The sequence below is a fragment of the Lactobacillus apis genome (genome assembly GCF_002837055.1).
Classification (GTDB): Bacteria; Bacillota; Bacilli; order Lactobacillales; family Lactobacillaceae; genus Lactobacillus; species Lactobacillus apis.
On sequence record NZ_PDKP01000023.1, the window covers coordinates 1 to 8,879 of the forward strand.

An 8,879-nucleotide genomic window follows, 5' to 3' on the forward strand; every position below is an offset into this window, starting at 1 on the left:
ACCAAAAAGGTGATTGCCTAATTCTGTGTCATATAACTTGCCAATATCATCGTTGACAATGGTATCGCTATCGATATAAATAGCCTTGTCATATTGTGGAAATAGGTCAGGAATAAAGAGACGGTAAAAAATTGACATGGTGAAGAAATCAGCGCGTAAATAGTTTTCGCTTCTATTTTGAATAGGCGCAACAATTTCATCATTAATTTTGAAAAATTCGATGTGGACGTTATCAGAACCCAGATCAGTCAGGTCTTGCTTGTGTTCAGCGGAGAGGTCTTGGCTCAGGAAGTAAACCGTATAGTCCTTTTGAGAATCTGCATGTTTTACTAATGAATTTAGTGAAACAGCGGCATATTTAGTGAAGTCATCGCTAATTGCGTAAAAAACTGGAATTGTCATTTATATTTTCTCCATTTTAAAAATTTAGTCTTTATCTTTAACCAAGTTATCTTTGGTGTCAAGGTACTCCGTCAAAATGTCATCGTATTCATGCAATTTCAGCACATCGTGAACCTGATCAACTTGCCACGGCTTTACTGTTTGAGTGTGAAAAATGGGCCAAAAGCGGAAACTAGTTGTAAAGTGTTGAATTACTGTATCAGGTTGCAGTTTGTATTGCTCGTTATAGCGCCGTGGTGCAAGTTTTTTTTCACTCGCAAAGCGGTTGAGTGCGGTCTGATCTGGCATTAAAACAGTTCTGGTTTGCAAGAGGTGTCTGATCTTAGCAAACAAGTTGGTTTTTCTAATTTCTGGCAAGTTAAGCAAAAGAACCCCTGAATTGACATAATCGAAGGCGCGGTGCTGGTGCAGATTATGGAAAAAGAAACGTCCCCAGTAATCGAGTACGCCAACAAATTCAGTGTCTGTTAGGTCTTGATTGTAAAACTCGGCAAGGNNATTAATTTTAAAGTACTATTGGGATTCTGCTTAACTAAGAGCGATTTTAAATAGTCTGCTGCATGTTTACTGAACGGACTAAACTTCTTTTTAAAGCTCTGGGTGTACATTGTCAGAATGTAGATATGGAGTTCTTCTGAGCCGCTATTTTTTAATAAAGAAAGAATAGCAATAAGAATGCCATTTTCGGCGTTGTGGTCGCCGCAAAAAAGAATATTCATGTTGAACTCCTTAAACTAAATTTTGTGATACGTGCAGTATTCGTAGTTACTTTTTTCTGCACGTTTTTGCATCGCAGAAAAGATCTGGTCATGCAATTTTTGTTGCTGCTCTTTTTTATCAAGATTAGTATCTGGGTAAAAGGGACCGTCAATAAAAACAGTGATTTTGGGTCTAGAGCCGTGTTTAGGCTTTGAATAGGTTGTCGTCATGCAAAAGCTAGGAGCATTTGCAGCAATCGGGAAGTGCATACTAGTAGAAGAGAATGGCCTGATTTTGGTGTAGTAGGGCCAAACATGAGCTTCGGGATAAATGACTACGACCTTAGCGGTTTTAATAACAGTGGAAACAGCACGAATTAATTTACCTGATTGGTCAAGGTTCTCACCGATAGGCAGGCCAAAATAAGGCAAAACAAGTTTTCCTAATATTGGGATGCCCCAATTTGCCTGAGCTCCAATTGCGTAATAGCGCTTAGCATCAATAATGTTTAGGGGCAAAACTGCATCACCAAATGCTTGGGTATGGTTGCCATAAAGAAAAAAGCCTTGATTGCCAGCTTTTGCTAGCTTCTCCTTGCCTTCAATACGGGCATTGAGGATTAGGCGAATGTAAACAAAGCTAACTAGATGTGCGAGCGGACGCACAATGACCGACCAAATTTTACCGATGCGAGAAGTAGGAAAAATTGAATAGTCATCAGGCAATTGATAGCTCTGATTATGGCTATCGACTAAATCATCAGTTTCGTGTTGGTAGTAGTATGTATGCTTACCCATGAAACCCTTCTTTCAATAACAATATTAAACAATTTTATCATGAATCTTGTAAGAATAAAAAGATGTTAATATTTTTTCCATTTTATAAAAAAGTTATCAATGAGTTTAATCAAAATATAACTAGCTAGTTACTTTTATTATTTAGTAGACGCTTAAACATGTTGCTGAAATTTTAAAGTACATAGTTTGAAAGTAGTAATTGGTTTCTATTTAGTAGGCAGAATATAGGTATATCAAAATCATAATATGTAATGACATAAAGCTGGGAACAATGAAATATACAATTGCCGACTTTGCGCATTTGATTGATCATAATAACTTATGTGCTAATGAAACTAGTGAAGTACAATCTAAGTTTTGTGCGAGGAATTACAGAGAAATGAAATTGTCTCCTGTTACCAAACTTAATGACAGAATTAATGTAGTCACTAATCGGTAATCAGATTGTTCTTATAGACAAAAGGCATTACTTATAAGTAATGCCTTCTTAACTATTTTAATTAGCGTTATAGTAATTCGTCCAATCAGAACTTGTGCCAGCCACTTCGATAAAGACTAAGCCCACCGTAGAGCTGACCCCACTCCAATTGTAGTTTAACCTTAGAGCGCCAAATGCTTTTTTATCAAAGAGACCTAGAATTTTACTTTCATAATACGGGTCATTCTTCAAGCAATTAAAAATGTCAGTAGCAACATGTTCAGTATTTCGGTCTCTAATATTAAATACTACTGGTGCACCTCGATAATTCCCATAATACTTGTAATGATCTATTGCTTGAACAGCATTCATTCCTTTACTTGCCAAAGTTGGCAGGTACTGGGCTACATCTCCATTATTAATATCTTCTGAATACAAAAACATATTATCAGTAGTAGAAGATACTTTTGCAATGAATGTATCTAATTCAGGATTAGATTTGTATGGAGCATATCCATTGGAACTTCTATAATTTTGAATTTTTTGCCACAAAGATGTTCGAATTTCCGAAAGCTCACTATCTGAAAAATATACCAATTCACGGTTTTTATTTTTTATATTCGATAGCATGTAGTCAATTTCATCTTGAGTTGGCTTATCACGTTTGCTTGCGGTATCTTCAAGTTGGTTATTGTCCTTATCATTACTATTTCCTGGTTTAATAGGTGTAGTTTCTCCAAGAACAATTGCGTCGCTTGCACTAATGTACTTATTACCCTTTAGAGCATAGAATTGACCACCATTGATTAGCTTTTTGTCTTTTACAGCTACGACTAAACCCTTTTTGAAAGTATTCCTTGTTGACCTGCCATTTGCATCGTATATTGGAGACGCTTTTGTTAACTGAATTAAAAAGGTTGAACTAGTTGAGTTACTACTGGTTTTTTGCACGTTTGTCTTTTTAATATAGCGTCCTTTACCTATGCTATAGTATTTTTTCCCTTTAATTGTCACTAAGCTATATGCATTGAGAATTCGTCCCTTTTTTAGGCTTTTTACACGTTTCCGAACGCCTCGCTTAGTATATACATATGCATTACTTTTAAGCTGTACCTTTGTAGTAGCTGCATTTACTTTTTGCACTGAAGCTATCGAACTGCTCTCACTGCTCAAGCTAACAGAGCCAATACTTAGTAGCACAATACCTGCAATGCTAGTCAGCACTTTTCTGCTTATTTTTTTCATTTTCAACACCTGTTAGATAATAACTTATACACTCATATCCAATATGCTTATAATACCCTGTATAGTTTGGAAACACAATTGTATCAAGGTATATAGCTTGATTAGAATGTAAAAGTTATTAATTCACTAAAAAGCGATTTGGAAAAGATAATATTAGTTCAATTGAAATTTAGTAAAAACAGTGAAACTGAGCGTAGTTTTGGTTTTTACACGGCTTTTCTGCATGATATGGTAATCTTATGCACACATACATCAAGTACCGTGGAGACATTAATTCATTTGTCATTGATGTTCAACGCTAATTTTTAGACATAAAAAAGTCTTACTTTAACTTGTTTTTGTTAAAGTAAGACTTCTTTTTATATAATCTTGATTGATCCTACTGCGCTTTGGACCGTTAAGTAATCTTTGCCCGCACCTTCTCGATAAAAATGGTGCAGTTTTCTGTGGCCATGATAATTAATCGAACCCACCACAGTTGTGAGATTATACTCTGTTTCTTGATCATCATCAGTAGTTGCTTTTAATGAGCCAGCGGCTAGTTCAAAGTGATTGTTTCCGCGTAATTGCTCTATTTTAACCGATCCAGCAGAAAGTGTTGCATTCAAGTTTGTCTTACAGTGTGAAATGCTTAAACTGCCAGCTTCAAGAATGACTTTAGCACGGTCTTTTACGGTAATTTCTGTTAACTGTAATGAGCCAGCAGATAAGTACAAGTCAAGTTGCCGCATACTAAAACCGGCTAAGTTAATATCACTTACATTATTTCCGATTTTGACAGAATCAAGTGAAGTCCCATTAGGAATAGTAATAATTAACTTAGGGATGTCTGACAGATGGATATTTTTCTGCTTTCTATTTTCATCTTTTTCTTTAATAAGTAGTGTTTGGTCTTCAACACTAAAACTGATTCGACTTTGATCTTTATCATAAACTGTTGCCTGATAGTCTGTACCTGCTTGGATATTAACACTAAAAAGATAAAGATTAGCCTTAATATTGATGAATGAGGGTAAATCAATATGGTAAGATTTAAAATTGCTATTTTGAGAATTGTTTCCGTGTTCAAACCAGTTGCTCATAGGTGAATGCCTCTGTTTAATCTTAATTTAATTATTATTTTAATTAATCATAGCATTGAAAGCAGTGGTTGAGCAATATAAAAAAGCCTTGTACAAGTATGAAAACTAATACAAGACTTTGACTTGGTGAAAAAAACCCTTAGTTAATTTTAATTCCGCCATCTGAGCAGACTACTTTAAGAAGTGGAGTACCCTTGATGATTTCGCTAAAGTACTTTCTGTAACTATGGCCATGATAGTTGATATTTTCATCATCATCGTCGTCGTATGAGGCAATTGAAAGACGGCAGCTGGTTTTAGAAATTTGGCTTGCCTGAAAATCACCATCATTTAAGTTAAATAGACAGTCATCAATAATTTTTGAGTTGTTGATGCTAACATCGCCATCATCAAGTGAAGCAGTTGTCTTAAGGTGACAATTTGTGACAGTTAGGTCGCCAGAATTTAAGTTGAGGATGCTTTGAAAAAGAGATGAATCGGTAAGCATCATGTCACCGTCATCGAGATAGAAGTTAGCATTTTTGGTTTTAACATTATTAACAGTGACGTCGCCGTCTTGAAGCTGTAAATCAACTTTGCCAATAGTCAGATCACGTAGACTAAAGTCGCCTTCAGAACAAGAGCCATCAATATTTTCTAGGTCCTTATTTTTTGGCACAGTGATTGCTATGCGATAGCCATCATCATATGAACCATTGTCAGTAATAATTAATTGATGGTCTGTGACTTCTATTCCAACTTTTTTAGGGTTGTGGCCAACAACCGTGACTTGGAATTTTTCACCGTGAGCAATTTGCACATCTGGTTGATCGACGTTGAGTTTAATGCTAGAAAAAGGCTTAACTTGCGTGATTTTAGTAACAGTCTTTACTCTATGGGTACTTTGCTCGCCATGAGTGAAGAAATTGCTAGCACGCTCAATCATTGAAGACCTTTTTCCTGAATTGGCAAGGTCGGCCTCTTGTTCACCATGATTTACCTTGCCGATAATGAGTAAGGCAAGACCTAATGTAAGAACAGTAATACCAATTACGTAGATTTTTTTCATTATAAAGGGCTCCTTATAAAATTTAATGGATTAAAATGCTTCCATCTGTGCTATCAATGCGGATAGCAGGTTTATTTTCTTAGTGTCTGCACCATGACTGCCGCTAACTGTAATTTTAAATTTTTTCCCTGCTAAATTTTGATATCAGGGCGGATAGTAGCTTAGCTGAATTCGGTCAAGCTCATTCACGTTAAAAGTGCGACTCTGGTTACTACTTTGCTTGCGCCAAATAAAAATAGCCCAATGATGATAAGTAACCCGCCAATTTTATAAAGCTTCTTCATTTTTAATTCTCTTTATGATTTTTATTGGTCTGAAAATAGTTTTTCTTTAAAACATTTTTCCCTAAATTACGCATTGCTGTTGTACATTTGGCAATAAGAAAATCGACTAGCTTGACAAGCCACGGTAAAAGTAAAAGAACAATCCCGATTGCGATTAGTGCTTGTCCTAAATAAAGGCTACCAGCGGCCCAGCTACCCGTGAACAGGAGAGCAATGGCCTTAACTAGGAGAAAGCCTTGTTTAAGGAAGAATGTGAAGACGATAGCTGCTAAGGTTACTAAAAAAGCTAAACAAACGGCAAGAAAAGCGAAAATCAATAAAATTAGCGGGATACCGATAGGGGCGGCACAAATTCCTAGCAGGATATACCAAATTGCTTTTAAATTTGACCGAGGCGCCGTTGCTTTAACTGAAGCAGAATCGCTATTGGTTGAATAGTCGGCTAGTATTTTAATTGATAACTGTTTTGGTGTACCTAGTTCTTGTTCAATGGTTGAACGCCTGACAAAATCGCCATCAAGTAAAAATTCACGATAAAATTCGAGCACGTCTTGACGCTCTTTTTCTGGTAAGCCGCTTAGGTCTTGTTCCAGCTCAAAAATATAATCATCAATTACTTTGGTCATTTTGTCCTCCTAACACTTGATCAACATTTGTACTAAAACTCTGCCACTCATCTTGGATTGTTTGGAGTAATTCAATGCCATCATCGGTGATGTGGTAGTAGCGCCTGTTGCGCCCTTGGTATGGTTCATCGTAAGTTGTTAAGTAGTTATTTTTCTTTAAGCGCCGTAATACCGGATAAATGGTTGACTCGGAGATATCGAAAACTTTTTGAACGTTTTGTGTCAAAGCGTAGCCATACAAGTCATCTTGCTTTAAAAAAGCTAAAACAGCACCATCCAATAAACGTGTTGGTATTTGGATTGCCATGCTTTACTCCCTTCTTATATTATATGCTATATAATATTCTAATTTAGTATTGATTAGGAGGCAAGCATAAATTACTACTGTGCTATAAAAAGACTGAAAACAAAAAGACGACTAAGTTAATTAGCCGTCTGATACTTGTTTAATTAAAAAAGAAAATAAAAAAAGCACCGACTACTTGCAGTGCCATTTCCATTATGGTGGGTGGCCAGGGGCTCGAACCCTGGACCCACGGATTAAGAGTCCGTTGCTCTACCAACTGAGCTAGCCACCCATGTCTTACCGACAGTTAAATATAATAGCAACTATTTCATACTTTGACAAGGGGTTTAGCAAAAATAATTATGAATTTTGCTCTAATTGACCTATTTTTTTGTATGCAATAACTTAGTGTCTTAACTTGCTGAAATGCGTAAGCTAAAAAATTGACTAGCACTTGGCAAAGGTAATAAGATAATGCAGCTGCTAAAAGCAGCAATAAGTCAGGACTATTGCCGCAAACTACACACAAATAAAGGTAAGTATGTAATTAAAAACTAAGTTTAACTATAGCCCAATTACTATTTGACTGGATATTTGACCGTGTTAAAAAGTGTGGCATAGTCCGTTTATTAGAAAACAAAAAAGCAACAATTCTGTGCAATTGTTGCTTTTTCCTTTATGATGGGTGGCCAGGGGCTCGAACCCTGGACCCACGGATTAAGAGTCCGTTGCTCTACCAACTGAGCTAGCCACCCAAATGCTGTCTTGTACAGCCGACGGGAACTATTATGCTATTAAATTGGTTAAAATGCAAGACTTTTTATTAAGTTTTTGTGACTTTTTTGGCTAATAAGGGAAAAAACAGTATAATGGTAAGCAAAGGAGGCTTTCGATGCCAAAGAAAATTCTCGTTGTCGATGACGAAAAACCAATATCAGATATTATTAAGTTTAATCTGACTAAGGAGGGCTTCGACGTCGACACTGCCTATGATGGAGAAGAAGCCATTAAAAAAGTAGATGAATATGATCCAGATTTAATGATTTTGGATTTAATGCTGCCTAAAAAGGATGGCTTAGATGTTGCACGTGAAGTTCGGCAAACTCATGATTTGCCAATTATCATGGTTACAGCCAAAGACACGGAGATCGATAAGGTGCTGGGCTTAGAAATGGGTGCGGATGACTATGTTACCAAGCCGTTTTCTAACCGCGAACTTGTTGCTCGGGTTAAGGCTAATTTGCGTCGCCGCAATATCGCTGAAAAAGTAGAAAGTACTAATGAAGATACTTCTACAAAAAATATTACAATTGGTAACTTAGTGATTATGCCAGATGCTTATATAGTAGAAAAAGAGGGTAAGAAAATCGAACTTACTCACCGTGAATTCGAGTTACTCTACTATTTAGCTCAGCATATGGACCAAGTAATGACACGTGAGCACTTGTTACAAACAGTTTGGGGCTACGACTATTTTGGTGATGTCCGCACTGTTGATGTAACTGTTCACCGTCTACGTGAAAAAATAGAAGATAACCCAATCCAACCGCAGATTTTAGTGACTCGTCGTGGTGTTGGCTACTATGTAAAACAGCCTACTGAGGAATAATGAAGAAAGCCCGCAGAACTACTTTATGCGCGGCTTTCTTTTTATATTTAGCTTTCTATGAATATGAAAAAATTAAAAAATAAGTTCAAACATTTAACGATTTCGATTAATACTACTTTAGCCGCTGTCTTTATGGCGATGATTATTGCTACGATTGAAGTAATTGGTGCCTATTTTACAAGGCAATTGGAACAAAATAGTATTGAAAACTTTCAATCTTCAATTCAGGTGCTGCCAATTGTCAGTAATCAGTTGTCTACGCAGCTGTTAAAAGATGATAAGCACACTGACAGTAACCTTAACCGAATTGTTAGTGATTACAGTAACGGAATTGGTACCATTAGTGAAATTATCGTGGTCGACAATAAAGACATTATTCGTGC

Annotated in this window: 8 protein-coding genes, 2 tRNA genes and 2 pseudogenes; 2 read left to right on the forward strand and 10 right to left on the reverse strand. The window is 36.5% G+C overall.

Going from position 1 to position 8,879, the window contains the following annotated elements; all coding sequences use genetic code 11:
• The 10 genes and pseudogenes from CRG87_RS07190 to CRG87_RS07235 all read right to left on the reverse strand — a co-directional run.
• A partial coding sequence (locus CRG87_RS07190; protein WP_322862741.1) for a glycosyltransferase occupies window positions 1-402 on the reverse strand: 402 nt, incomplete at its 3' end.
• A 24-nt stretch (window positions 403-426) separates the two neighbouring features.
• Window positions 427-1,121 (reverse strand): annotated as a pseudogene (locus tag CRG87_RS07195) (glycosyltransferase).
• 15 nt (window positions 1,122-1,136) lie between these two features.
• Window positions 1,137-1,898, reverse strand: a complete 762-nt coding sequence (locus CRG87_RS07200) for a lysophospholipid acyltransferase family protein (protein ID WP_074426109.1) — start codon at window positions 1,896-1,898, stop codon at window positions 1,137-1,139.
• A gap of 496 nt (window positions 1,899-2,394) precedes the next feature.
• Window positions 2,395-3,561 (reverse strand): SLAP domain-containing protein, encoded by a 1,167-nt coding sequence (locus tag CRG87_RS07205; RefSeq protein ID WP_074426108.1) that lies wholly within the window; start codon window positions 3,559-3,561, stop codon window positions 2,395-2,397.
• 359 nt (window positions 3,562-3,920) lie between these two features.
• The gene (locus tag CRG87_RS07210) at window positions 3,921-4,643 is read right to left on the reverse strand and encodes a DUF4097 family beta strand repeat-containing protein (protein ID WP_074426107.1); all 723 of its coding nucleotides are present in this window, start codon (window positions 4,641-4,643) and stop codon (window positions 3,921-3,923) included.
• A 139-nt stretch (window positions 4,644-4,782) separates the two neighbouring features.
• On the reverse strand, window positions 4,783-5,691 hold the full coding sequence (locus CRG87_RS07215) for a DUF4097 family beta strand repeat-containing protein (RefSeq protein ID WP_074426106.1): 909 nt from the start codon (window positions 5,689-5,691) through the stop codon (window positions 4,783-4,785).
• Between the two features lie 286 nt (window positions 5,692-5,977).
• Window positions 5,978-6,601, reverse strand: coding sequence for a DUF1700 domain-containing protein (locus CRG87_RS07220; RefSeq protein ID WP_074426105.1), 624 nt, complete (start codon window positions 6,599-6,601; stop codon window positions 5,978-5,980).
• Window positions 6,585-6,908, reverse strand: coding sequence for a PadR family transcriptional regulator (locus CRG87_RS07225; RefSeq protein ID WP_074426104.1), 324 nt, complete (start codon window positions 6,906-6,908; stop codon window positions 6,585-6,587). Before CRG87_RS07225 ends, CRG87_RS07220 begins: the two co-directional genes overlap by 17 nt.
• A 195-nt stretch (window positions 6,909-7,103) precedes the next feature.
• Window positions 7,104-7,179, reverse strand: a tRNA-Lys gene (locus tag CRG87_RS07230).
• 390 nt (window positions 7,180-7,569) lie between these two features.
• Window positions 7,570-7,642: transfer RNA gene (locus CRG87_RS07235), tRNA-Lys, on the reverse strand.
• Between the two features lie 137 nt (window positions 7,643-7,779).
• Between CRG87_RS07235 and yycF the strand changes: the two genes are divergently transcribed.
• The gene (gene yycF, locus CRG87_RS07240; RefSeq protein ID WP_046305826.1) at window positions 7,780-8,496 is read left to right on the forward strand and encodes a response regulator YycF; all 717 of its coding nucleotides are present in this window, start codon (window positions 7,780-7,782) and stop codon (window positions 8,494-8,496) included.
• Window positions 8,497-8,559: 63 nt separating this feature from the next.
• A pseudogene (locus CRG87_RS07245) lies at window positions 8,560-8,879 on the forward strand (cell wall metabolism sensor histidine kinase WalK); the annotation flags it as partial.